The following is a 24607-nucleotide window of genomic DNA, read 5'->3' as shown; positions in this document are numbered from 1 at the left end:
TGGTATCGGCGGGGCGTGGGCTACTGGCTCCGCCGCGTCCGGCAAGGGGTGGTCCTGCTGGGCTTCGGCGCCCTGTTCGGGTGGCTCTCCGTGGCGATCTGGCAGGGCATCGAATCGGGCCTGCCGGCCGGCTGGCACCGGGTCGTCGACGTGGCCGTGGGAGCACTGGGCCTCGTCGGGTTCGTACGCGGATGGATCTGGGGGCGGCGGACCATCCGGGCCGAGCTGGCCGATCCGCCCACCCCCGAGCAGGCCTGGATCCGGCACCGCCAGGCACGGCGCGGGCGCGGCAGCGCGGACCCGGACTTCGGCAGGCGCGGCGGGCCGCTGCTGTTCTTCGCCCCGTTCTTCCCGCCGTGCGTCGCCTGGTGGATCGGAATGACCTGCGGAACCCTCCTCGTACGCGAACTCCCCGCCGAAGCCGGCGCCCGCAAAGCCCTCAACCAGGCCTGACCGCCGCGGCCCAGTGACAGGCGACCTGCGCCGCCGTGCCGCCCGCCAGGACCGGGAGGTCCTCGGTGCGGCAGCGCTCCGCCACGCCCGCACGGTCCGCCTCGCCGGACGCGAGGACCTGGCAGCGGGCGTGGAAGCGGCAGCCGGACGGGATGCGGGACGGGTCCGGTGGCTCGCCCGTGAGGACCACCGGTTCGCCGGGCGACTCGGGAAGCACCGACAACAGGGCCTGGGTGTAAGGATGTTGAGGGCGCGTCAGGACGTCCTCGACGGGGCCCGTCTCCACGATGCGGCCCAGGTACATCACCGCCACCCGGTCCGCGATGTTCCAAGCCAGCCCGAGGTCGTGGGTCACGACAAGGGCGGACAGACCCAGCTCGTCCCGCAGGCGAAGCAGCAGCGCCAGGATCTCGCCGCGTACGGAGGCGTCCAGGGAGGCCACCGGCTCGTCGGCGACGATCAGTTCGGGGTCCAGGACGAGCGCGCCCGCGATCACCACGCGCTGACGCTGGCCGCCCGACAGCTCGTGGGGGTAGCGCAGGAAGAACCGCTCGGGCGGGCGCAGGCCCGCCCGGGACAGCGCCTGGGCCACCAACTCCCGCTCGTCGCCCGGGGATTGGTGGATACGCAGGCCCTCGGCGACCGCGTCGTACACCGTGTGCCGGGGGTTGAGCGAGCCGCTCGGGTCCTGCAGGACCAGCTGGACCCGTTTGCGGTACGCCTTCAGGGCGCGCGCGTGGTGGTCGAGCGGGCTGCCGTCGAAGGCGACCGTGCCCCCGGTCGGGGTGACCAGGCCGAGCAGGGTTCGGGCGAGCGTCGTCTTGCCGCAGCCCGATTCGCCGACCAGGGCGACGATCTCGCCCGCACCGACGGTGAGTTCGACGCCGTCGACGGCGCGGGCGGGCGGGGCGCCGCGCCGGCCGGGGAAGGTGACGCGCAGGCCGGCGGCGCTGAGGAGGGGGGCCGTGGTGGTGGTCATGCGGTGCTCCTCGACAGGGTCCCGGCGTGCACGCAGGCCGCCCGGTGGTCCGGGCCGGCGTCGCGCAGAGGCTGGTCGTCAACGGCGCAGACGCCGATCGCGACCGGGCAGCGCGGATGGAAGGTACAACCCGCGGGCAGTGCGGACGGGTCGGGCGGATCGCCCGGCAGACCACGGGGCGCGCGGCGCGAGGCGGGGTCGCCGATGCGGGGGAAGGCGGCTGACAGCGCCCGGCCGTACGGGTGCCGGGCCGCCGCGTAGACCTCGCGGGCCGGGCCCTCCTCGACGATGCGGCCCGCGTACATCACCGCGAGCCGGTCGCACGTGTCGGCCAGGACCGCCAGATCGTGGCTGATCATCAGCAGGCTGATGCCCTGGTCCGCGACGAGCCGCTCGATCAGACGCAGGATCTGGGCCTGGATCATCACGTCGAGGGCGGTCGTCGGTTCGTCCGCGACGATCAGGTCCGGGGCGCAGGCGAGCGCCATCGCGATCATGACGCGCTGGCGCTGGCCGCCGGACAGCTCGTGCGGGTGGGCGTCCGCGCGGGAGGCGGGCAGGCCGACCTGTTCGAGGAGTTCGCCGACGCGGGTGCGGGCCCCGGCCGGGGTGGCGAGACCGTGCAGCAGGATCGGCTCGGCGATCTGGTCGCCGATGCGGTGCACGGCGTTCAGCGAGTGCATGGCGCCCTGGAACACGATGGACGCGCCCGCCCAGCGCACCGCCCGCAGCCGCCCCCACTTCATGGTGAGGACGTCCTCGCCGTCGAGCAGCACCGACCCCGTCAGCTTCGCCGACGAGGGAAGCAGCCTCAGCAGCGCCATCGCCAGGGTCGACTTCCCGCAGCCCGACTCGCCCGCGATGCCGAGCTTCTGGCCGGGCGCGATCGTCAGGTCGACGCCGCGCACGGCCGCCGCCCCGGTCCCGTACGTGACGTACAGGTCCCTGATCTCAAGCAGGCTCATCGGGCCCCCAGCTTCGGGTTGAGGACGGCCTCGACGGCGCGGCCGCAGAGCGTGAAGGAGAGCGCCACCAGTGCGATCGCGATGCCGGGCGGGGCCAGGTACCACCAGTGGCCGGAGGAGACCGCGCCCGCCTCGCGGGCGTCCTGGAGCATGCCGCCCCAGGACACCACCGTCGGATCGCCCAGACCCAGGAACGCGAGGGTGGCCTCGGTGAGGATGGCGTTGGAGATGCCCAGCGTGGTCTGCGCGAGGACCAGCGGCATCACGTTCGGCAGCACGTGCCGGGTCATGATGTGGCCGTGGCCGCCGCCGAGCGCTCGGGCCCGCTCGATGTACGGGCGCGACTCGACCGCGATGGTCTGCGCCCGCACCAGGCGGGCCGTCGTCGGCCAGGACGTCACGCCGATGGCCAGGATCACCGTCCAGAGGCTGTGCGACATGACGGTGGCAAGCACGATCGCTAGCACCAGCGTCGGCATCACCAGGAACCAGTCGGTGATCCGCATCAAGGCCGTGGAGAGCCAGCCGCCGTAGTGCCCGGCGAGGATCCCGACCAGCGTGCCGATCGCCACGCTCAGCGCGGCCGCGAGCAGCCCGACGGCGAGCGAGATCCGGGCGCCCCAGATCAGCAGGCCGAGCAGCGAGCGGCCGAACTGGTCCGTTCCCAGCGGGAATTGGCCGCTCGGCGACTCCAGGGCGGTGCCGGGAGCGCTGGTCACGCTCTGGACGTCCCCGCCGACGGTGAGCGGCGCGGTGAGCGCGATCAGCGCGATGACGGCCAGGCCCGCCAGACCGTACAGGCCGGCCCGGTGCGTGCGGTAGGAGCGCCAGAAGCGGGCGAGGGAGTCGCGGCGGCGTGCCCAGGCGAGCGAGCCCGCCTTGTCGGGGGCGGTGGTCGTGGTCATCGGGCCGCCCCGATCCCGTACGCGGTCGTGGTCATCGGGCGGCCCACCGGCCCGGGCGGCCCGTACGTGGTCGTCGTCATCGGCCCACCCTGGGATCGAGCAGCGGATAGAGCAGGTCGGCAAGGAGGTTCATCAGGATCATCGCCCCCGCGAAGACCACGAACAGGCCCTGCACCAGCGGGAGGTCGGGCACGCTCAGCGCCTGATAGAAGAGCCCGCCCAGGCCCGGCCACGAGAAGACGGTCTCCACCAGGATCGAACCGGCCGCCACATGACCCAGGTTGATGAACAGCATCGTGACCGTGGGCAGCAGCGCGTTCGGCACCGCGTGGTGGCGGCGCACCGCGTCGTCGCGCAGGCCCTTCGCGCGGGCCGTCGTCAGATAGTCGCCGCCCATCTCGTCGAGCAGCGAGGACCGCATGACGAGCAGGGTCTGCGCGTACTGCACCGCGACCAGGGTGAGCACCGGCAGCACCATGTGGTGCGCCACGTCCAGGACGTGCGCGAAGCCCGCGGTGTCGCCCGACTCCATGCCGCCGGTCGGGAACAGGCCCGGGACGGGGCCCGCGCCCACCGAGAACGTGATGATGAGCAGAAGGCCCAGCCAGAACGAGGGCACCGACCAGAGGGTGAGGGCGAGACCCGTGTTGAACCGGTCGCCGAGGCCGTCGCGGCGCCAGGCCGAGCGGGTGCCGAGCCAGATGCCGAGCGCCGAGTAGATGACCACGGCCGTCCCGGTCAGGAGCAGGGTCGCCGGGAGCTTTTCGGCGATGAGCGAGCCGACCGGCGCGTGGAACTGGTACGAGGTGCCCAGGTCTCCGGTCAGCGCCTTGCCGCAGTAGTCCGTGAACTGGCGCCACATCGGCAGATCGAGCCCGAACTGGCTTCTCAGCGCGGCGAGTTGATCGGCGGAGACCTGGCGGCCGTGGGTCATGGTGCGGACCGGGTCGCCGGGGATGATCCGGAACAGGAAGAAGCTGGTGACGAGGACGGCGAACAGCGAGACCACCGCCCCCGCCAGCTTGCCGCCCACATAGCGCAGATAGGTGAGCACCGGGCTCGCGGCCGCGGAGCGGCGGCCGCGCGGCTCGGTGCGCGCCTCGGCGACCACCGCGGGGGTGTCGGCCGAACTCGCTGTCGTCATGGCCTACTCGCGGTCGTCGGCGCCGGCGCGGCGGCGCAGCACGAGGAAGGAGCCGATCCCGGCGAGCACGACCACGCCAGCGACGATGCCGAGGACCACGACCCCCGAGGAGCCGCCGCCCGACTTCGCGGACGAGCCGGCCGCCGGGACCGCCGACCACCAGCTCCAGTAGCCGTCCTGGCCGTAGATGTTGCCCGCGGCCTCGGGCATCGTCGTGATCGACTTGATCTGGTCGGTGCGGTACGCCTCGACCGCGTTGGGGTACGCCATGACGTTCATGTACCCGGTGTCGTACAGCCGCGACTCCATCTGCTTGATCAGGTCCGCCCGCTTGGCGGTGTCGTACTCGGCCAACTGCTTCGCGTACAGCTCGTCGAACCGCTTGTCACAGATGAAGTTGTCCGTCGGACCCGTCGTCTTGGGAGTCGCGGGCAGCGCCGCGCAGGTGTGGATGGACAGGACGTAGTCCGGGTCGGGGCTGACCGAGTATCCGTCCAGGGCCAGGTCGTACTCGCCGGCCGCCCACGGGTCCGTGACGTTGTCGACGCACTCCACCTTCAGGCCGATGCCGAGCTTGCCCCACCACTCCTGGAGGTACTTGCTGACCGCCTTGTCGTCGGGGTAGGTGGCGTGGCAGAGCAGCCGCAGGTCGAGCGGCCTGCCGTCCTTGCCCAGCCGCTTCCCGTCGGCACCGGTCCGGTAGCCGGCCTCGTCGAGCAGCGCGGCCGCCTTCGCCGGGTCGTACGCGATCTTCTGGTCCGGGGCGGGCTTCCAGAAGTACTCGGCGAACCGGGGCGGGATGTAGCCCTCGCCCTCGACGGCGTGGCCCTGGAACACCTTGTCGACGAGCGTCTTGCGGTCGACGGCCGCGAACAGCGCCCGGCGCACCTTCGGATCGAGCACCGCCGGGTTGCCGTCGCCGAACTTCTGGCCGTCCTTGGACTGCGCGCCCGGGTTGGTGGCGAGCGCGAAGAAGCGCCGGCCGGGGGCGTCGTTCACCTTGATGTCGGGCGCGGCACCCAGTGAACCGGCTTGCGCGGGCGTCAAGTTGGAGACGAAGGACACCTCGCCCTTGCGGAGCGCCGCGACCGCCGCGTCATTGTCCTTGTAGTACTTGAAGACCAGCTCGTCGAACTTGGGCGCACCCCGCCAGAAGCTCTTGTTCGGCTTCAGCTTGATGTACTGGTCGACCTTGTAGTCGGTCAGGACGAACGGCCCGTTGCCGACGACGGGGAACTGCTGATCATTGTTGAACTTGGTGAAGTCGCCGACCTTCTCCCACACGTGCTGGGGCACGATCGGGACGTCCAGGGCCGTCATCGTCGCCTGGGGCTGCTTCAGTTCGACGACGAGCGTCGCCGGGTCGGGGGCGGTGACCTTCTTGAAGTTCGCGACGTAGCTGCCGTTGGCGGTCGCCGCGCCCTTGTCGGTCATCATCTTGTTGAACGTCCAGGCCGCGTCGCCCGCCGTCACCCGTTGCCCGTCGGACCACTTCGAATCCCCCCGGATCGTGTACGTCCACGTCAGCTTGTCCGGCGACGTCTTCCACGCGGTGGCCAGGCCCGGGATCGCGTGGCCGTCCTTGGCGTCGTAGTTCGTCAGGTACTCGTACATCAGGCGGTGCACGCTGGTGCTGATCAGCCGCTGGGCGAGGAAGGGGCTCAGGGAGTCGACGCTCTGGGAGACGGCGACGGTGAGGACCTTCTCCCCGCCCTTGGCGTCGTCGGCCGCCGCGCCCTGGGAGGGGAACACCGCGCCGGCCGTCAGCGCGAGGGCGGCGGCCCCCATGGCCAAGAGCCGGCGGGGCCCGGACGGTCGCAGGGACTTGCGCGATGGAACTGTTCTTGCCATGGGACGGTGACCTCGCGTCATCACTCGCACGGAAAAGCAGGGTTGATCGCAGGTTGAGCGCCGGTTGAACAGGAGGTGGCGGCCGGTGTGGGCGCAGGTCTACCAGCGGTGGTCTAGACGTGTCAACGGCGCATCGCAGGCCATTTGGTCTGCGAAAACGCCAAAGGGCCCGCACCGTTCGAACAGTGCGGGCCCTCATTGGTCCAGTCCTCTGACGCCTTACTGCTGAGGGGCTGACGGCGGCTGCGGAGCGTGTCCGCCCCCCTCCTGCCCGGGCCACCCGGCCGGCGGCACGGGCCCCTGCGACTCCGGCTGCCCGGGGGCGCCTTCACCCGCCGGGGGCTGCGGCTGCGGCGGCTGGAGCTGCCACCCGGCGGGCGGCTGCGGGGCGCCGGGGTAGGGCTGACCGGGCTGCCCCGGGGGGAGCTGACCGGGCTGCCCGGGCTGGGCCGGAGGGAACTGGCCCGGCTGGCCCGGCTGAGCGCCGTACGGCTGACCCGGGTACGGCTGACCGGGTTGCGGCTGGGCGGGGTTGGGCTGCGCCTGATGCGGGAACGGCTGGCCGGGCTGCGGCGCCTGGGCCTGGTTCGGGAACGGCTGACCCGGGGCGGGCTGGCCCTGCGCCGGGTAGGGCTGGCCCGGGTGCGGCTGGGCCGCGCCGGGCTGCGGCTGACCGGGGAAGGGCTGACCGGGCTGGCCCTGGCCGGGGAACGGCTGGCCGGGTGCGCCCTGCTGGCCCGGCATCGGCGGAGCCTGGACGGGCGGCGGGTTGAGACCGTCGCCCGTCCACAGCCCTTGCTGCTGCTGCGCCCGTACGAAGTCCTCGGCCACCATCGCCGAGAGGTTGAAGTAGGCCTCCCGCGTCTTGGGCCGCATCATGTCGAGGTCCACCTCGGCGCCCGCCGACAGGTGCTCGTCGAACGGCACCACGACCACCCCGCGGCAGCGCGTCTGGAAGTGCTGCACGATGTCGTCCACCTTGATCATCTTGCCGGTCTCGCGGACACCCGAGATGACGGTGATGGAACGCTGGACGAGGTCGGCGTAGCCGTGCGCCGAGAGCCAGTCGAGGGTGGTCGAGGCGCTGGACGCACCGTCCACGGACGGCGTCGAGATGATGATCAACTGGTCGGCGAGGTCGAGCACGCCGCGCATCGCGGAGTACAGCAGACCCGTACCCGAGTCGGTGAGGATGATCGGATACTGCTTGCCCAGGACGTCGATCGCGCGCCGGTAGTCCTCGTCGTTGAACGTCGTGGACACGGCCGGGTCGACGTCGTTCGCGATGATTTCGAGCCCGGACGGCGCCTGCGAGGTGAACCGGCGGATGTCCATGTACGAGTTGAGGTACGGGATCGCCTGGACCAGGTCGCGGATGGTGGCCCCGGTCTCGCGGCGCACCCGGCGGCCGAGCGTTCCGGCGTCCGGGTTGGCGTCGATCGCGAGGATCTTGTCCTGCCGCTCGGTGGCCAGGGTCGCGCCGAGCGCGGTCGTCGTGGTCGTCTTGCCGACGCCGCCCTTGAGGGAGATGACCGCGATCCGGTAGCAGGACAGGACCGGTGTGCGGATGAGGTTGAGCTTGTGCTGCCGCGCGGCCTCCTCCTTCTTGGCCCCGGGCTTGAAGCGCGAGGCCCCGGCGGCCGGACCCCGGCTGCTCTTCGCCTTCTGCTTGTTGTTGCGAAGGAGCCGGTCGGAGGACAGCTCGACGGCGGCGGTGTACCCGAGCGGAGCCCCCGGCATGGAGCGCTCGCGCTGGTCGTGCGTCACGGGCGACGGCCAGGCGGCGCCGGCCCGCGGGTCGGCGGGGGGTGCGGGCTGAGCCTGCGGGTTCGCCGGGTCGTACGCGAAGGGCTGCGCTTGCTGACCCGGCTGCCCCTGCGGGCCGGGCTGTCCCTGCGGGCCGGGCTGTCCCTGCTGGGGGAAGCCGCCTTGGGCGGGGCCCGGCATGGGCTGCGGCAGGGGCTGCGGCGCGGCCGGGGGGTTGGCGGCGGGGTGCGGGAAGCCGTAACCGCCTTGCTGGTCAGGGGAGTTGGGGGTACCGAACGGGGCGGGTGTCTGCGGGGCGGGCAGGTTCGGCTCGGGGTTCGGCGCGGCCGGGGGGTTGGCTCCCTGGTGGGGGAAGCCGTAGCCGCCCTGCTGGGCGGGGGCGTCGTTCGGGCCGGCTCCCTGGTGGGGGAAGCCGTAGCCGCCCTGCTGGCCGGAGGTGTCGCCCGGAGCGGCTCCCTGGTGCGGGAAGCCATAACTGCCCTGTGGTGCGGGGGAGTTGGGCGCGGGCGGGGTGGCGCCCTGCGGGGGCTGCTGAGCCTGCTGCGGGAAGCCGTACCCGTTCTGCGGCTGGGGCGGCTGGGGCGGCTGGGGCCATGCGGGTGCCGGGGCGCCCTGGGCGGCCGGGTCCGGGAACGGTCCCGGCTGCGCCTGCACCGGCCACTGCGGTGCCGCGGTAGGTGCGGCGGGCTGGAACGCGGGCGGCAGCGGAGGCAGTCCCGGCTGCGAACCGGCGGATGCGGCCCAGGGCTGATCGGCGGGGAGCGCGTCCTGGGGCTCGGGGGCGGGGGCGTCCGACGGCACGGCGTCCGCAATCGGCGCGGGGCCGGGCTGGGCGGGCTCCGGGTGCACGGCGCTGGAAGCCGAGTCGGCGGCGGGGGCGGCGTCATGGGGAACGGCGTCCTGGACGGCGTCGGCGGGAACGGCGTCCGCGGGAGCGGGCGCGGTGTCCGTCGCCCCGGCGCCCTGAGACGGGGAGGCGTCCTCCTCGCTGGGGGTGGCCTCGGGTACCTCGGGGGCCGTGGCAGCCTCGGGGGCCCCTTCCGCGTCGGCCGTCTCGCCCGACGCCATGGACGTGGCGTCGAAGGGCTTGCCGGGAGCGTCGGCGGAGTCGTCGCCAGAGTCGTCGGAGCCGGTCAGGCTCGCAGAGTCCCCGGAGTCCGAAGCGTCCGAAGTGTTGGGGGCATCGGTGGGTTCGGTGGGTTCGGTGGTTTCGGGGGTTTCGGCGTCAGTGCGCTGACCTGCCGCCGTGTCGACCGCCTCGCCCTCGGAGTCCTCCGCAGGGGACGACGCGATCGCATCGCTGTCCGGGGTTCCGGCTGACGAGTCGTCAGAAACCGCACCCTGTGTCACATCCGGCACCGGCGCCGACGCGCCCGCCGACTCGCCGCGAGCCTCGGCCGCCGCCGCTTCGAGCTGCTCGAACTCCCGCTTCAGCGCCGAGGGAGAGAAGCGCATCGTCGCGCCGCTCTCGATGTCGCCGCCGCCGAAGGCCTGGCCCTCGTCCGCCGGGCGATGGGCGGCGGGCGCGGGCGCCGGGGGTGCGGGCGCGGGGAAGGCGGGCGGGGGTGTGGCCGACGCGCTGGGCGCCGGGGTCGGGGCCGGGCCCGGAGGGGGCGGCGTGGGGCTCCAGTTCGGCTGGAAGCCGCCGGCCTGCGGCAGCCCGGGCACGTTGAGGGGCTGGCCGTGCGGCGGCGGGGGCGGCGGCAGCGGAACTCCCGTGCCGCCGCTCTGCTCGGGGACCGGGGGCGGAGCCGGGGGCGTCGGAGCGGCCGGGGTGTCCTGCGCGCCCTGGGTGTACCAGGCGGGCGGGGTGTAGTCGATGGTGAACTCACCCGTGGTCTCGGGATCGGCGTCGGACCGATTCTCGTCGCGCGCGCTCCCGCCGGTGCGGAACTGGTCCTGGTCGCTGTTCACCGGTTTCCTTTCGTTCGCCTGTGACCGGGTGTAGGCCGTGAGGTTCATTGGCATGTACGGGCCGGGGCGGGGCAGCCCCCGTGCGGTGGGTGCGGAGTCGAGCGCAGTCGCCCGCCCCCTGTTCCACCGCGAGCGCCGCGGCATCCGGAACGTACGGACGACGCAACCTCGCACCGTACGGAAGACGCAACCTCGCCGTGGAGTCCCTGCCCCCGGTCCGTCCCACCCTAATCGTCGTCAATACCGCCGGGGCAGGCCCGGTCGCCCCGATCGCCTGTCCCTTTCGTCACCCTCGCCTCATGAGTGACGTCGAAGTGACCGGCCGGGGGCGGAGCGTGCGGGGCGAAACGGTCAGATCAGGTCAACTTTCGCCACTGCCTCTTTGTTCAGTCGGTTCAGTCGACGCGTCGGGCGTTCCCCAACAATCCGGTCTCGGTGTCGGTCGCCTGCGTCATCGCGAAGGAGCGGTCGCGCTCGTTGCACCAGAGCGTGACGCCGTCCGCGAGCGTCGACAGGCCTTCCTGTTCCGTGCGCGGCAGGTTCATGATGCGGCCTATCTGCGCGGCCTCGTCCGGCGACACCCGCTGCACGCCGACGAGCCGCGCCTGCCGGATCAGCCGCGGTGCGACCGGGCTGACATAGGGGAGCAGCGTGAGCACCGCCTGCCAGGGCGCCGACACCACCCGGCCGCGCGGTGGACGCATCCCGCAGTCCCGCACGACAAGGACCGGTTCACCGGCCGAGGCGCCGAGCGGGGGCACCCGGCCCACGTCGTGCACGGTCATGCCGCTCTGGCTGGCGATCGCGTGCACCAACTGCGCCCAGGCCTGAGGCCGCCCGGTCTCCACCGCGACCCGTACGCCCGTCGCGGCCGCCCGCAGCGCGAGTACCTGAGCCGTCCACAGCCCGCCGATGAGCACGATGTCGTACGCGGTCGGCCTGCTCACCCCGAGCACGGCGGGCCGGCCCCCGGCGTCCACCCCGATGACCACCCCGTCGTCCCCGATGGGCAGCGCCAGGGTGTCCAACTGCTCGGCGGGCAGCGTGTGACGGCGATGCCGGGGGCCGATGAGGCCGAAGCCGGTGCGCGGCTCGCGGGGCGGGCCCGAAGTCGTCGTGGCCATCAGCGGGCGCCTCCGAACGGCAGGGTGGCGAGCATGCCGGGCAGCTGCTCGTGGTCCAGCGGCACGATCCCCGCCTTCGCCTCGCGCGCCGAGCGCTCCAACGCCTCTCGGGCCGCGGCCAGTTCGGCCTCGCTGCGGCCGGTGACCCTGAGGTGGCCGCTGATGCCGCTCTCCTGGGCGCCGGCACGGGCGATGGTGAGGCTGAAGGTCGTCGCGAGCGCGGGAACCGCGGTGAGCAGCGCCACGAGCTGCGGCAGCCCGCCGGTCCCGGAGCCCGCGTCGATCCTCGGCCAGCGCCGTACCCAGTACGTGGTGTGGCGGCGGTTGTCGCAGCGCCAGGAACGGATCGACTCCTCGGTACGTCGCTGCGGCGTCTCCGTGCGGCCCGCCTGTGCCGTGACCAGCGGGTTGGCGCAGGCCGACGTGGCTACCGCGTCCGCCAGCTCCTCCTCGGTCAACACCGTGGCGTTCAGGCCCGCGCCGGTCAGCCGGCTCGCCAGGTGCAGCGCGGTGCGCGCCGCGCACTTCTGGGCACCCTCGATGCCGCCGCCGCGCGCGGCCACCGCCTCCGGGCACAGCTCCGGGTTCAGCTTCAGCGCGATCCAGGTGATGCGGACGGCGGGCGAGGCGGTCTGGGCGTGCAGCGGCGCGTAGTTGGCGACGGCCAACGACTGCTGGGGCAGCCGCAGCGCGGGCGCCGGCTGGGTGTGCAGCAGGATCTGCGCCGATTCGAGCCGGATGTCGTCCACCTCCAGGGCGTCGCGCACCAGCCCTATGGGGAGCGGGCGTTGACCCCGGTCGGCCCGCAGCGCCGTAGCGTCCGACTCGACCTGGAGGACGACCGTGAGGAAGCCGCCGTCGCCGATCATCCCGATCGGCCGCTGGTCGCGGTCGCCGTGGCTGTACGTGCGCAGCGTGGGATCGCACTCCACGGCCGGGGCGAGGCCCGGCAGGGTGCCCGGCGGCACAACGGCGTTGCTCGCACGCTTCAGTCGCGCGCGCAGCGCCCAGGCGGTGCCCAGCCATTCGGGCAGCGAGCGCCCCCGGCGGCGTACCACCGCGAGCAGCACGAGGGTCACCGCGACGATGCCCGCGGGCACCAGCGCCATCATGTCGACGACCCACGCGGCGAGCAGCAGGGCCGCGGCCGACTCGATCAGTACGAGTTGTTGCAGACGAAACGAACCGAAGCGTCCGGAACGGGACTTGAGGTGGGGTGTCACCGGCCCGACGGCCGCGGGCGCCGGTGCCCGGCGAACCGGAGGCGACGGCTCCGTACGCACCGCGGAGCCGGGGACCGCGCCGCTCGGCGCGCCGGATCGTTCACGGGAGCGCGTCCGCGTCCCAGTCGACGAAACCATCCCTGAACCCCCCGAACTCCTCGAAAACCCCTGGCCAGTAGGGCCGTTGAGGACCCGTCCACCCTACCCGCCCCGGGCGTACGATCACGTAACAGGCATAGTAGGGGGCCGGTCTGACAACGGCGGGCGGGGGACGGGGCTCCTGGGGCTCCGCACGGGGACAACGGAGAAACACGGACACTCATGGCATCACGCCGGGACGAGCTCAACGCGTACACCTTCGCGAAGCGTCGCACGCTCGCGTCGTTCATCCAGCCCTCTCCGACGGGCTCGGAAGAGGGGGCGCCGCGCCCCCTGCGGGCCGTGCTGCCGGGCGGCATCGTGGCGGTGGTGCTGCTCGCCGCGTTCGGGGCGTGGGGGATGTTCAAACCCACCGCGCCGCCCGGCTGGGACACCCCGGGCGAGAAGGTGATCATCGCCAGCAAGTCCACCACCCGCTACGTCGTGCTGACCACCGACGGCAGGAAGGAACTGCACCCGGTCCTCAACATGGCGTCCGCCAAGCTCCTGCTCGCCCCGGACAAGGGCCAGGTCGTCAACGTGGACGAGTCCGTCCTGGACAAGGGCTCCCTGCCGCACGGCGCCACCCTCGGCATCCCGTACGCGCCCGACCGGCTGCCCTCTCCCGAGGAGGCCGGGGCCGCCAAGCGCTGGGCGGTGTGCGAGCGCCCCGGCGACGGTGGCCGAGCCATCCAGAAGGCCGCGTTCGTCTTCGCCGACCGCGACAAGAGCCGGACGGACGGCTCCGGGCGGCTGACCGGCGGAGAGCTGATGTACGTCGTGGGGCCCGACAACAAGACCCGCTACGTCGTCGACGCGCAGGGCACCAAGTACCAGGTCGGCTCCGACGAACTCCTGTTGCGCGCCCTGGTCGGCGCGGGCCGCCAGCCCGAGCGGGTGTCCAAGGAGTGGCTGGAGACCCTCCGTTCGGGTGATCCGGTCGCCTTCCCCACGGTGGGCGGGAAGATCGGCACCCCCGCCTCGGTGCCCGGCACCCTGGCCCCCGAGGCCAACCGGATCGGCATGGTCCTCAAGGCGCCCAACGGCGCGGGCACCCAGTACTACCTGGTCCAGCAGGGCAAGGTCGCGCCGGTCTCCGACTTCACCGCGAAGCTGCTCCTCAACAGCCATGAGCTCGGCAAGCTCATGGACACCGGCCATGCGACGGAGACCAACGCCGCCGCGTTCACGCCCGAGGCCACCGAGTTCGAGGGCAAGAAGAACTGGCCGCACCAGATGCCGGTGGCCGTCAACGACGCGGGCACCGCGAACGGCAGCCGCAACACGGTGTGCAACGTGCTGCGCGACGTCAACAAGGACAACGGCGAGACCACCATGAGCACATGGGCCGGCACCGACTTCCCGGCGCCACTGCCCACCGGTTCGAGCAGCGCGTACGTGACGCCCGGCTCCGGCCAGCTCTTCCGCCAGGTCCAGGGCTCCGAAACCAAGGCGGGCGGAGTCTTCCTGGTGACCGACACGGGGCTGCGCTACGCGATGCAGTCCAACAGCGACAGCGCCGACGGCGACGCGGCGACGGGCCTGACCGCCGAGCAGCGCAAGCAGGCGGACCAGGAGGCCCAGCAGGCCCAGACCCGGCTCGGCTACGCCAAGTCCGAGCCGGCCCCGATCCCGATCAGCTGGTCCACGTTCCTGCCGACCGGCCCCCGCCTGTCCACCGGGGCGGCCCGCCAGCCCCAGGGCTCCTGAGAGGCGGCACCACCATGGCGTACGCACTCAAGGCCCTGGCCCTCTCGGCCGCGGCGGCCCTCACGGTGCTCGCGACCCCGGCGGCCGCCGCCCCGGCCGACGACGGCGGCAGCAACCAGTGCACCTTCCCGTCCAAGCCGTACGCGGGCCGCCCCTGGGCGCTCCAGCGCGTGCTCCTGGACGAGCTGTGGCGCCAGTCGACCGGCAGGGGCAAGAAGGTCGCCGTGATCGACACGGGCGTCGACATCAAGAACGCCCAGCTCAAGGACGCGGTGGACGCGGCCAAGGGCAAGAACCTCATGCAGAAGGACCTCAAGGACCCGAGCGGTCAGCCGCTCCCGCGCGGCGCGGAGAACGGCACGACGGACACCGTCGGCCACGGCACGAAAGTCGCCGGGATCATCGCAGCGCGCCCCGCCAAGGGAACGGGCTTCGTGGGCCTCGCCCCCGACGCCACGATCATCCCCGTCGAGCAGAACGACGCTTACGGCCACGGCACGGCCCAGACCCTGGCCGACGCCATCCGCTACGCGATCAACGCGGGCGCCGACGTCATCAACATCTCCCAGGACACGGCGAACGCGGTCGAACCGGCGCCCACCCTGAAGCAGGCGGTCGACACGGCCCTCGCACACAACATCGTGGTGGTCGCCTCGGCCGGCAACGACGGCCTCGGCGGAAACGTCAAGCCGACGTACCCGGCTTCGTACCCCGGCGTCCTGGCGGTCGCGGCCTCGGACCGCAACAACGAACGGGCGGCGTTCTCGCAGTCCGGCGAGTTCGTGGGCGTGGCCGCGCCCGGTGTCGACATGGTCTCCACGGTGCCCGGCGGCGGCCACTGCGCCGACAACGGTACGAGCTTCTCGGCCCCGTACGTCGCGGGCGTGGCGGCCCTCATCAAGGCCAAGCACCCCAACTGGACCCAGCGCGAGGTGGTCGCCCAGATCGAGCAGACCGCCGAACGCTCGGTGTCCGGCCACGACCGCCTCGTCGGCTGGGGCGTGATCGACCCGGTCCGCGCCCTCACCGAGGACGACCACCCGATCGAGACCCCGGCGGCCCACGAGGGCGTCACTCCGGCGAAGGCCCCGACCCCCGCGGCCCTGCACCTGGGCGAGACGGACGAGCAGCGCACGCAACGCCTTGCCACGTACGTGGCGGTCGGAGTGGCTGTACTGGCGGCGGTGCTGGGCGGGGCGGCAGTGACGATCCGGGATGCGCGGCGGCGACGCCGGAGGGTGGCTGGAGCGGGATGAATGCGAGGGGTTCGTACAGAACGGGCCAAGAGCGTTCTACTGCTGCTCTCCGTGTGCCGAAGAGTGGCGGATGCTGATGAGAGTTGAGCAGAACTGAGTAGACGTACTCATGTGGCGTGAGGTGAGTCCTCGTAGTGTCGAGGTGACCGGGGCAACTCGGCGCCACCGATAGTCCGTTGGGCAAGCGGCTGGAGATGGCTAGAGTGACCGCGGTGCGATAAGCGGTGTCAATAGGGCGGATCGCGAACGATGCGGCACGCGGGATCACAACGCGGGTGAACGGCAATCGGTTTACGGGGAGGGTTGTCATGGGGCGTCCCGCCTACCTGGGCAAAGGCGGCGGCGATGAGCGCTGACCTCAGCAAGGGCCTGGAGGCGCTGACGATCTTCAAGAAGAAGGTGGACGCGGTGCTCACCGGCCTTGAGGGCTCGCACGCCAGCCCCACGAAGCTGGCGGCCCAGCAGATCTCCCGCACGTCCTTCAGCGCCGGAACCGCCGCGTTCCCCGAGGCGGACGGCCTCTTCACCCAGTACCACCGCGTACACGAACGACTGACGTCGCTGTCGAGGTCGCTCGGCCACCAGATCGAGGCGATGGGGATCGCCGTGCTCGGGGCGGACATCGGGTTCGACAACCTGGATGAGGAGATGCGGCAGCGGTTCTGGGCGATCCAGGCCGTGATCGACTACGACGCCGAGCAGGCGCAGCGCGAGAAGAACGGGAAGCCGGAGCCGCAGCGCACCGACGACAAGTCCTCCGGGACGGGGTGGTAGCGATGACCGACAAGAAGCCTCAGCCCTCCCAGCCCGCGGCTCCCCAGCTGACGGACAAGCAGCGCGTCACCCAACAGGTCGGCGTCACCGACATGACCACGGAGGCGGCGCAAGCGCTCACCGGCATGTTCGGGGGGAACGTCCGCTTCTTCGGGAAGACGGACTTCGAGAATCACCAGCTGAACGCCATGCTCGACCTGGTCCACGACACGAATCCGAGCCACCTGATCGACGCCGGGGATGCGCTCTTCGCCGCCAAGGAAGCGATCAATACAGCGGCGACCGAACTCGACGGGCACATCGGCGGAGTCCAGTGGGAAGGAGAGTCCGGCGAGGCTTTCCGCACCTGGGGCAAGAACCTCGTCGGCCATGCCAGGAAGCTGGCGGATTTCGCTGAAACAGCGGGTGTTCAGATCGGCGCGGCGGGCGAGGGCCTCGTGTCCGTGAAGGGCGCGATGCCGCCGCGGGACCACCGGACGGAGCCCGTGAAGGTCGCCGACATTCCGCCGACGAAGCGGATTGCGGGGAATGCGGAGTACGAGGCGGCGGTGAAGGTCGAGAAGGACCGCCAAGAGGCGATCAACCAGATGAACCGCCTGTCGTCCTTCTACTCGGTATCGGAACAGACCCTGGCCGCACAGCAGCCGCCTGTGTTTGAGGCAATGCCTCCGGTGGGGGTGCCTCAGCCGCTGCCTGGCTACGGGATCGAGCCGCGGGAACCGATCCAAACGGATACGAGCGCCCGCCATTCGGTAGATGCATCAGCGACAGTCCGTCACTCGGACGAGCGCACTACGGTGCGGGGCCGTTCCGATGTCACTGGTCAGCCTGTGCATTCGGCCGAGGCGACAGGTCCCTCAGTCAATCTGCCGGCCGAGCGGGCTGTGGGCACTGAACTCAGCAGCGTCATCACGCCGCCCGCGCCGACGGCAAGCCCAGTGCCGGCGCCCCAGATGACGCCTGTCAGCCCAACTCCTGCTGGTGGTAACGGTTTCCTGCCGCCTATCGGAGAGTTTGGTGCCCCCATCGCTGGTGGTTCGATGAGGCCCACTGGACCAGTGGGGGCTGGTTTCCGGTCACCCGCGCAGTCCGTCAGTGGCCCGAGTGGCACCCCAGCACGAGAAGTGACGGGACCTATGGGCCGTACCGGGGCCGCAGAACAGGGGGTCGCCAGGGGCGACGCTTCCTCGGCGGGCCAAGTGCCGATGGGACGCGGGGTCTCAGGAGGAAGCCCGCGGACCGGTGGTGCGGGTTCTCCACGCCTCGGATCGACCGGTCCCTCGGCGGCGGGACGCGGCGGCATCGTTGGAGGCCGCCCCAACGCGTCACCTTCGGCTTCCCCCACTTCACGAGTTGGGAAGGGAACTGTCGTCGGGGGTGGAGGAACGTCAGGCTCCTCCACGCCCACCGGACGTTCGTCTCAGCGTGGCGTTGTGGGCGCTGCCAGCCCCCCAGCTGCAAGCGGGGCACGTTCTTTGAGTAATGCCGATGGCGTGACCGGCAAACCACAGGGGAAAACGGCAGGTGCCCGCGCAAGCCGTAACGGGTTCAGCCGTGGTGGCACTGGACTTGTGAGGGGATCAGGAAACGAGGGGAGCCAGGAGCCCGGGCGAGAGGAGACTGATCGGCCCCGTCGCCATCTGGACGAGGACGGCGAGTCTCCCTTGCCGACCGGGCAGGGCCACGTACCACCAGTGATCAACTAGGCGTAGGCAAGGACGTACGAAGGCATGAAGGCAGGAATGAGCCGGGGTAAGCCCAGCCTGATGATCGGGGTGCGTAACCGGAGGCGAGCGGTATCAGTCTGCGCAGCGGTTGGTGCTTTGGCTCTTGTGTCCGGAGGGCTGGCCTCCCATGCCTTTGCTGACGATGCCGCACCTCAGGAGTGGTATCTGGACTCCATGCATGCGTCGGAAATGTGGAAGACCAGCACCGGAAAAGGCATCAAGGTTGCTGTTGTGGACACTGGCGTCAACCTCGACACGCCTTCCCTGCGAGGGCAGGTGCTCAGCCAGGAGGTTCCGCAGGCGGCTGCATATGGCGCCACGAAGGACTATGTGGGCCACGGGACGACGATGGCCGAGCTGATTGCCGGTACGGGAAATGGAGGGGGAATCAAGGGGCTAGCCCCGGACGCCAAGATCATCCCTTTCCGGGTCGCGATGAAAACGATGAAGGATTCAGCTGAGCGCAAGCTGACGCCTTTGGCAGCAGTCGGAATCCGAGCGGCAGCCGACTCGGATGCCAAGATCATTAACCTGTCCTTCGGTGGGGCCACCCAGGAACCGGGTGAAGGCGAAGCGATTAAGTACGCCTTGTCCAAGGGGAAGTTGGTGTTCGCGGCAACCGGAAACGATGAGGAGGCGGGTGGGGGGATTCTTGAGTTTCCCGCTGCTTTCCCCGGAGTCGTCGGGGTCAGCGCAGCTGACGCCAGCGGTACCGTCGGAAAGTTCTCGCAATCGGGCAACTATGTCGATCTGGCATCTCCCGGCCTCAACGTCCCGGCATGGTGTGACACCACCTTCCAGAAGTACTGCAACGCATCAGGCACCAGCGCCGCCTCAGCCATCGCCTCCGCCTCAGCCGCCCTGATCTGGTCAGCCCACCCCGCCTGGACGGCCAACCAGGTCCTTCACACGCTGATCGACACGGCGGGCCGGACTTGGGACAAGGACACGCCCAGCAAATACCTCGGCTACGGCCTCATCCGGCCCCGCCTCGTCCTGGAACAGGCGAACATCAACCCCGGCCCCCCCAACGTCGACCCCCTTGCGCAGGAAAACGGGGGGAGCAGCGCGCCCTCGGTCACCCCGGCCGCGCCCAACTCCTCGCCGTCCGCGAAGGGCGAGGCCGTTGCCAAGGCGGAGGGCAAGGGGAACGGCGGGGGCGGGAACACCCAGTTGTGGGCCGTCGGCGGAGTCGTCGCCGGCCTCGTCGTGATCGGAGGCGGCGTGTTCGCCTTGATCAGAACGCGGCGCCGCGCGACCTAGCCCGGCCCGCATCCAGCCACAACCGTTCGCACCACCACCACCATCACCACCACGAAGGGAACCGCGACATGTCGAAGGACCAGCGGGTATCAGACAGCGAGATGGCCCATCTTGAGCTGAAGATCCTGGAAAAATTCGAGTCGGTGAAGGGCCAGCTCAAGAGCTTGCAGGGTGTGATCGACGGACTCGAAGGCCACTGGGACGGCATCGGTGCCGGTGCGTTCAACCGTAAGCAGACGAGCATCAACGAGAACATGGTCGTCATCGGCAACAAACTGCTGACGTTCCTTGAGGCGATGAAGGCGACGCGCACGGGCAAGGGCGACATCGACGAAGAAGTCCGCAAGGCCCTCATGGGCATCGACGTCGTGGACGGCTACAGCGGCGACGCGGCAGCCACGGCCGCGATGACCTCGAACCTCAGCACGTACTAGCAGGTCGAACGGGCTCCGCAGGGGCCCGCAGCGCAGCGAAGTCCACCACACGCTCATTCAGCAAGGAGACAGGGGAAGCCATGCCCGACTACAGCGGTGATGTCCTCGGAGTAACGTACGGCAGTCTCGACGAGGCGGTTCTCGCCATCAGGAGCCAGGCCGCCAAGCTGGACAGGGACCTCGAAGAGATCAAGAACCTGGTCAAGACGGCGGCCCAAGACTGGCACGGCGAGGCCAAGCAGGTCTACGAGGCGAGCCAGCAGGAATGGGACAAGAGGGCCCTGAGCGTCCACAACTCCCTGAAGCAGATCGGCGACGCCGTAGCCGAGGCGGGCCCGATCTACCGGGCCGGGGACCGCAAGGCGGCCGGCTACTTCCAGTAGGAGTTCCGGGCAACGGCGAACGGGGTGGGCGCGCGCGGGAGGCGCCCACCCCGTTCTGCGTTCCGCGAGCGGTGACTACTGCGCCGAGCCCGCCTCGATACCGCCGTTGCGCACCGACGGCTCCAGGTCGAACTCCCCGTCCCGCGCGCCCAGTACGAACGCCTGCCACTCCGCCTCGGTGTACCGCAGCACCGTCTCGGGGTCCACGGAGGACCGCATCGCCACGGCGCCGGCCGGCAGATAGGCGATCTCGACGCGCTCCTCGTCCTCGGACGTGCCCGGGGCGCTGTGCCACTCGACCCCCGAGATGTCGAGGGCGTACAGCTCGTTCTTCTCGCGCTCCTTGCGCTCCTGGAGTTCCCTGTCCTGTTCCTCAGCCATGACGGAGCGATTCCTTCCAGACGTGCCGACCCGGACGTGCCAAGCGCAGCCAATACGACATCAACCAGCTGTCCGCTCAGCCTACTTGGCGCCGCCCGATGGGCAGGGGGCCCGGCAGGATTCACGAGTACGAAGGAGGGGGCGCCCAGTCCAGTCCGGTCCGGTCCGATACGGGCGCGTCCCTCCCGCAGTCCCTACTCCATCAACCCCGTCTGCACCAGCGGCTTCCCCCGCTTGCGGGAGACGAAGGTGCCGCGGCCCGTCGGCATCGGGCGGGGGCGGACGCCGGCCAGGATGTCGCCCTCGCCGGGGTCGCCGGCCAGCACCACGCCCTGGGCGCCCAGTTCCTTCATGCGCTGGATGAACGGCTCGTACGCGGCGCGGCCCGCGCCCGCCGTGGAGCGGGCGATGATGAAGCGGACGCCGACGTCGCGGGCGAACGGCAGGAGCTCTGTCAGCTTGCCCAGCGGATTGCCGCTCGACGTCGACACCAGGTCGTAGTCGTCGACCACCACGTACACCGTGGGGCCGCGCCACCAACTGCGGTCCCTCAGCTGCTGCGCGGTCACCTCCGCGCTGGGCGCGCGGCGCTGCATCAGGTCGGCCAGGGCGTCCATGTGGTGGTCCATGGCGTTGGACATCGGGATGTACTCGGCCAGGTGCGAGGCCGGGGTCACATCCAGCAGGGCGCGCCTGTTGTCCACCACGAACAGCTTGCACGCGTCACCCTCGTACCGCTGTGTGAGCTGGGTGATCAGGAGGCGCAGCAGGTTCGACTTGCCGGACTCGCCCTCGCCGAAGATGAGGAAGAACGGGTCCTGCTCGAAGTCGACGAACACCGGCTCCAGGTTGTTCTCGTCCAGTGCGAAGGCGATGCCGCGGTCGGGTGAGGCGTAGCCCGGCGGGAGTTGGGATGCCGGGAGTTCGCGCGGCAACAGGCGTACCGCTGGTGCGCCCGGGGCCGTCCAGTGCCGGGAGACCTCGGTGGCCAGGGCGGCCGTGGCCTCGGCGAGGTCGGTGTCGGACTGGAGGCCGTCGATGCGCGGCACGGCCGCCATGAAGTGCATCTTCTGCGGGGACTGGCCGCGTCCGGGCACGCCGACGGGCACGTTGGCGGCGACCTTGCGGTCGAACTCCGAGTCCATGGTGTCGCCGAGCCGCAGCTCCAGGCGGTTCATGAGGTGGTCCTTGAGGTTGGCCCTGACCTCCATCGAGCGCGACGCGGTCAGCACCAGGTGGATGCCGTAGCCGAGGCCGCGCGCCGCGATGTCCAGGACGACCTGCTCCAGACCCTCGTACTCGGTACGGAAGTTGCCCCAGCCGTCGATGACGAGGAACACGTCGCCCCACGGCTGGTCGGCGACCGAGATGGTGCCGCGCGCCCGGCGGGCCCGGAAGTCGGCGATCGAGGCGATGCCCGCCGAGCGGAAGTACTCCTCGCGGCGGGTCAGCACGCCGTACACCTCGGCGACCGTACGCCGCACCCGCTCGGGATCCAGACGGGACGCGACGCCACCGACGTGCGGCAGACCGGCGACCGCGGCCATGCCGCCACCGCCGAAGTCGAGCCCGTAGAACTGCACTTCCTGCGGAGTGTGCGTGAGCGCGAACGACGCGAGCAGGGTGCGCACCAGCGTCGACTTGCCGGACTGCGGGCCGCCCAGGATCTGCAGATGGCCGGCCGCACCCGAGAAGTCGCACCACAGCGGGTCGCGGCGCTGCTCGTACGGCTTGTCGACGAGGCCGAGCGGCACGACGAGCCGCCCCGCGCCCTCGTAGCCGGGCTGCGTGAGCCCGCGGCCCTCCACCGGCGCGAGGCCGGGCAGCAGCGTGTCGAGCGCCGGCGGGCTGTCGAGCGGCGGCAGCCACACCTGGTGGGCGGCCGGGCCGCGCGCTTCGAGGCGGCGCACGATGACGTCGAGCACCGTGTCGGCGAGCGCGTCGTCGGTGCGCGGCCCGGTCTCGGCGCGCGGCCCCGGCACGGTCTGCGGGGCGTACGTCACCGGCACCTCGGCCGCGGTGAACAGCACCGGGCGCCGGTCGACGGGCACCGGGCCGCCGAGCGCGGCGGACCGGTCGGCGCCGGTGCGGTACACGCCGGAGACGTACGCAGCCTTGAAGCGGGTCATCTCGTCGGTGCCGAACTTGAGGTAGCCGGAGCCCGGGATGCTCGGCAGGTGGTAGGCGTCGGGGACGCCGAGGGCAGCGCGCGACTCGGCGGCGGAGAAGGTGCGCAGACCGATCCGGTAGGAGAGGTAGGTCTCCAGGCCGCGCAGCCGGCCCTCCTCCAGGCGCTGGGACGCGAGCAGCAGATGCACGCCGAGGGACCGGCCGATGCGGCCGATCTGCACGAACATCTCGATGAAGTCCGGCTTGGCGGTGAGCAGTTCGCTGAACTCGTCGATGACCAGGACGAGCGAGGGGACGGGCTGGAGCGGGGCGCCGGCGAGCCGGGCCCGCTCGTAGTCGTGGATGTTGGCGTAGTTGCCCGCGTCGCGCAGCATCTCCTGGCGGCGGTTGAGCTCGCCGCGGATCGAGTCGCCCATGCGGTCGACCAGCGTGAGGTCGTCGGCCAGGTTGGTGATGACGGCCGCGACGTGCGGCATCTGCGCCATGCCGGCGAAGGTCGCGCCACCCTTGAAGTCGGCGAGGACGAAGTTCAGCGTCTCGGAGGAGTGGGTCACCGCGAGGCCGAGGACCAGGGTGCGAAGGAGCTCCGACTTGCCGGAACCGGTCGCGCCGACACACAGGCCGTGCGGGCCCATGCCGTCCTGCGCGGCCTCCTTCAGGTCGAGCATGACGGGACGGCCGTCCTCGCCGACACCGATCGGCACCCGCAGCCGCTCGGAGGCGGAACGTGGCCGCCAGGTGCGGGCGGTGTCCACCGAGTCCGCGTCGCCGAGGCTCAGCAGATCGGTGAACTCCAGGTTGGCGAGCAGCGGTTCGTCGTCGTCCCCACCGGAGGCCATGCGCAGCGGGGCGAGCTGACGGGCCAGCGCGTCGGCGGACTCGTAGGAGAGGAGGTCGGGCGTGCCCTCGTACACGAGGCCGTGGCCCGACTCCAGGCGCAGCGTGCGGGGATGCACGACGATCGCCAAGTCGCCTCGGGCGCCGGTGAGTTCACCGGGGACGACCTCGACGACCGTGACGCCCTGCAGGCCCTCGGCCGAGGCGAGGACCGACATCGGGGGCGGTGAAGCGCCGTCGAGTACGACGACGATGTGCGGCTCCTCCGGCAGCGGCGCGCCCTCCGGATGGAAGCGGGGGCGGCCGGTGAGGCGGGCCGCGAGCAACTCTTCGAGTTCGGCCGCGCTGCGGCTGATCAGACGCCGGCTGCCCGCGCCGTCACTGAGGCCCGCCGCCTGGGTGTGCGGCAGCCACTTCGTCCACTCCCAGTGCGCCGAGGCGGACGCGGACGCGGCGACCGCGATCACCAGGTCCTCGGGGGAGTGCAGGGAGGCGAGCGAGGCGGTCAGCGCGCGGGCCGAGGCGCGTACCGTCTGCGCCTCGCCGCTGACCGTCAGGTGGTAGAAGGCGCGCAGCGAGACCGCCATCGGCAGGTCCTCCACCGTCTGGTGGGTGGCCAGAAAACGCTGCATGGCGCCCGCCGTCAGCGGCTCCAACTGGTCGACCGGCGCGGTCTGCGGAGGCACCAGCGGGGTGGCAAGCGCCTGCGGACCGAGCCCGATGCGCACCTGCCCGAAGTCCTCGTCGCCCGCCCGCCGCTCCCACACCCGGCTGCCCTCGGCGACCAGCGCCCACAGCTGCTCGGGGGAGGGGTGCAGGTAGTACTGCGCGTCGCGCTGCCTGCGCGCGGCCTCGGCGGCCGAGCGCCGGGTCTGGCCGAGATAGCGCAGGTAGTCACGGCGCAGGTCCCCCAACTGACCCTGCGATCCCTTGCGGTAACGCACGATCATCGCCACCGACATGGCCACCGTCGAGGCGACCATCACCATGCCCATGACCTTCATGAACGGCTGCGAATTCGGCATGAAGAAGAACACCACGGAGCCGCCCATGCCCAGCATGGGCAGGAGTTGCATCAGCGCACCCTCCTGCTGTCCGCGCGGCAGCTCCGGCGGAGGCTGGAGAACGACCTCCTCCGTGGGCACCTCGGACGGCAGAGCCCGTGGCGGGCGCTTGACGATGATGTGGCTCACAACGCACCAATTCTTTTGGCAGTCGAAGAAGTTCAGCCCGCCGCCCCGTGTCCGGC

At 71.2% G+C, this 24607-nt stretch carries 18 protein-coding genes; 8 read left to right on the top strand and 10 right to left on the bottom strand.

The features are described 5' to 3' along the window. Positions 1-15: 15 nt before the first annotated feature. Positions 16-453, top strand: a complete 438-nt coding sequence (locus ACWC2B_RS12940) for a hypothetical protein (protein ID WP_450716521.1) — start codon at positions 16-18, stop codon at positions 451-453. On the opposite strand, the gene ACWC2B_RS12935 is transcribed toward ACWC2B_RS12940, so the two are convergent. The 8 genes from ACWC2B_RS12935 to eccE all read right to left on the bottom strand — a co-directional run bounded on the left by ACWC2B_RS12935 (position 440) and on the right by eccE (position 12463). Next, positions 440-1432: an oligopeptide/dipeptide ABC transporter ATP-binding protein gene (locus tag ACWC2B_RS12935; protein WP_450716520.1), complete on the bottom strand. Its 993-nt coding sequence runs from the start codon at positions 1430-1432 to the stop codon at positions 440-442. The two genes, ACWC2B_RS12940 and ACWC2B_RS12935, sit on opposite strands and share 14 nt — an antisense overlap. Continuing rightward, positions 1429-2397, bottom strand: coding sequence for an ABC transporter ATP-binding protein (locus tag ACWC2B_RS12930; RefSeq protein ID WP_450716519.1), 969 nt, complete (start codon positions 2395-2397; stop codon positions 1429-1431). The genes ACWC2B_RS12935 and ACWC2B_RS12930 overlap by 4 nt, the downstream gene beginning before the upstream one ends. After that, complete coding sequence (locus ACWC2B_RS12925) at positions 2394-3302, bottom strand: ABC transporter permease (RefSeq protein ID WP_450716518.1); 909 nt, start codon at positions 3300-3302, stop codon at positions 2394-2396. Before ACWC2B_RS12925 ends, ACWC2B_RS12930 begins: the two co-directional genes overlap by 4 nt. A 76-nt stretch (positions 3303-3378) precedes the next feature. Continuing rightward, complete coding sequence (locus tag ACWC2B_RS12920; protein ID WP_450716517.1) at positions 3379-4446, bottom strand: ABC transporter permease; 1068 nt, start codon at positions 4444-4446, stop codon at positions 3379-3381. A gap of 3 nt (positions 4447-4449) precedes the next feature. Next, positions 4450-6297: an ABC transporter substrate-binding protein gene (locus ACWC2B_RS12915; protein ID WP_450716516.1), complete on the bottom strand. Its 1848-nt coding sequence runs from the start codon at positions 6295-6297 to the stop codon at positions 4450-4452. A 219-nt stretch (positions 6298-6516) separates the two neighbouring features. Then, complete coding sequence (locus tag ACWC2B_RS12910; protein ID WP_450716515.1) at positions 6517-9978, bottom strand: SCO5717 family growth-regulating ATPase; 3462 nt, start codon at positions 9976-9978, stop codon at positions 6517-6519. A gap of 395 nt (positions 9979-10373) precedes the next feature. Continuing rightward, on the bottom strand, positions 10374-11102 hold the full coding sequence (locus tag ACWC2B_RS12905; RefSeq protein WP_450716514.1) for a hypothetical protein: 729 nt from the start codon (positions 11100-11102) through the stop codon (positions 10374-10376). Continuing rightward, positions 11102-12463 (bottom strand): type VII secretion protein EccE, encoded by a 1362-nt coding sequence (gene eccE / locus ACWC2B_RS12900; protein WP_450716513.1) that lies wholly within the window; start codon positions 12461-12463, stop codon positions 11102-11104. The genes ACWC2B_RS12905 and eccE overlap by 1 nt, the downstream gene beginning before the upstream one ends. Positions 12464-12646: 183 nt before the next feature. Between eccE and eccB the strand changes: the two genes are divergently transcribed. The 7 genes from eccB (at position 12647) to ACWC2B_RS12865 (ending at position 20010) form a co-directional block, all read left to right on the top strand. Next, positions 12647-14173, top strand: a complete 1527-nt coding sequence (gene eccB, locus ACWC2B_RS12895; RefSeq protein WP_450716512.1) for a type VII secretion protein EccB — start codon at positions 12647-12649, stop codon at positions 14171-14173. 14 nt (positions 14174-14187) lie between these two features. Beyond that, positions 14188-15429 carry a type VII secretion-associated serine protease mycosin gene (gene mycP, locus ACWC2B_RS12890; protein WP_450716511.1) on the top strand — a complete coding sequence of 414 codons (1242 nt, stop codon included), beginning with the start codon at positions 14188-14190 and terminating at the stop codon, positions 15427-15429. Between the two features lie 345 nt (positions 15430-15774). Then, the gene (locus tag ACWC2B_RS12885) at positions 15775-16203 is read left to right on the top strand and encodes a hypothetical protein (protein ID WP_450716510.1); all 429 of its coding nucleotides are present in this window, start codon (positions 15775-15777) and stop codon (positions 16201-16203) included. A gap of 2 nt (positions 16204-16205) precedes the next feature. After that, complete coding sequence (locus ACWC2B_RS12880) at positions 16206-17909, top strand: hypothetical protein (RefSeq protein ID WP_450716509.1); 1704 nt, start codon at positions 16206-16208, stop codon at positions 17907-17909. Positions 17910-17933: 24 nt separating this feature from the next. Then, on the top strand, positions 17934-19193 hold the full coding sequence (locus ACWC2B_RS12875) for a S8 family serine peptidase (RefSeq protein ID WP_450716508.1): 1260 nt from the start codon (positions 17934-17936) through the stop codon (positions 19191-19193). Between the two features lie 68 nt (positions 19194-19261). Continuing rightward, positions 19262-19627 carry a WXG100 family type VII secretion target gene (locus ACWC2B_RS12870; protein WP_450716507.1) on the top strand — a complete coding sequence of 122 codons (366 nt, stop codon included), beginning with the start codon at positions 19262-19264 and terminating at the stop codon, positions 19625-19627. 80 nt (positions 19628-19707) lie between these two features. Next, complete coding sequence (locus ACWC2B_RS12865) at positions 19708-20010, top strand: WXG100 family type VII secretion target (RefSeq protein WP_450716506.1); 303 nt, start codon at positions 19708-19710, stop codon at positions 20008-20010. A 75-nt stretch (positions 20011-20085) separates the two neighbouring features. On the opposite strand, the gene ACWC2B_RS12860 is transcribed toward ACWC2B_RS12865, so the two are convergent. Beyond that, entirely contained in the window at positions 20086-20391 is a 306-nt protein-coding gene (locus ACWC2B_RS12860) for a DUF397 domain-containing protein (RefSeq protein ID WP_450716505.1), read from the bottom strand. Between the two features lie 194 nt (positions 20392-20585). Then, complete coding sequence (eccCa, locus tag ACWC2B_RS12855) at positions 20586-24551, bottom strand: type VII secretion protein EccCa (RefSeq protein ID WP_450716504.1); 3966 nt, start codon at positions 24549-24551, stop codon at positions 20586-20588. Positions 24552-24607: the final 56 nt, after the last annotated feature.

The organism is Streptomyces sp. NPDC001415 (assembly GCF_053597395.1).
The sequence above is the reverse complement of the archived record's forward strand: the minus strand, read 5'-3'. Positions and strand labels throughout refer to the sequence as shown.

Bases quoted from the DNA above. Each gene is read 5' to 3' on its own strand.
- ACWC2B_RS12925 (WP_450716518.1), bottom strand. From the start codon at position 3,302: ATGACCACGACCACCGCCCCCGACAAGGCGGGCTCGCTCGCCTGGGCA.
- ACWC2B_RS12935 (WP_450716520.1), bottom strand. From the start codon at position 1,432: ATGACCACCACCACGGCCCCCCTCCTCAGCGCCGCCGGCCTGCGCGTC.
- ACWC2B_RS12860 (WP_450716505.1), bottom strand. From the start codon at position 20,391: ATGGCTGAGGAACAGGACAGGGAACTCCAGGAGCGCAAGGAGCGCGAG.
- ACWC2B_RS12865 (WP_450716506.1), top strand. From the start codon at position 19,708: ATGCCCGACTACAGCGGTGATGTCCTCGGAGTAACGTACGGCAGTCTC.
- eccB (WP_450716512.1), top strand. From the start codon at position 12,647: ATGGCATCACGCCGGGACGAGCTCAACGCGTACACCTTCGCGAAGCGT.
- mycP (WP_450716511.1), top strand. From the start codon at position 14,188: ATGGCGTACGCACTCAAGGCCCTGGCCCTCTCGGCCGCGGCGGCCCTC.
- ACWC2B_RS12920 (WP_450716517.1), bottom strand. From the start codon at position 4,446: ATGACGACAGCGAGTTCGGCCGACACCCCCGCGGTGGTCGCCGAGGCG.
- ACWC2B_RS12905 (WP_450716514.1), bottom strand. From the start codon at position 11,102: ATGGCCACGACGACTTCGGGCCCGCCCCGCGAGCCGCGCACCGGCTTC.
- ACWC2B_RS12915 (WP_450716516.1), bottom strand. From the start codon at position 6,297: ATGGCAAGAACAGTTCCATCGCGCAAGTCCCTGCGACCGTCCGGGCCC.
- ACWC2B_RS12930 (WP_450716519.1), bottom strand. From the start codon at position 2,397: ATGAGCCTGCTTGAGATCAGGGACCTGTACGTCACGTACGGGACCGGG.
- eccE (WP_450716513.1), bottom strand. From the start codon at position 12,463: ATGGTTTCGTCGACTGGGACGCGGACGCGCTCCCGTGAACGATCCGGC.
- ACWC2B_RS12870 (WP_450716507.1), top strand. From the start codon at position 19,262: ATGTCGAAGGACCAGCGGGTATCAGACAGCGAGATGGCCCATCTTGAG.
- ACWC2B_RS12885 (WP_450716510.1), top strand. From the start codon at position 15,775: ATGAGCGCTGACCTCAGCAAGGGCCTGGAGGCGCTGACGATCTTCAAG.
- ACWC2B_RS12875 (WP_450716508.1), top strand. From the start codon at position 17,934: ATGAAGGCAGGAATGAGCCGGGGTAAGCCCAGCCTGATGATCGGGGTG.
- ACWC2B_RS12880 (WP_450716509.1), top strand. From the start codon at position 16,206: ATGACCGACAAGAAGCCTCAGCCCTCCCAGCCCGCGGCTCCCCAGCTG.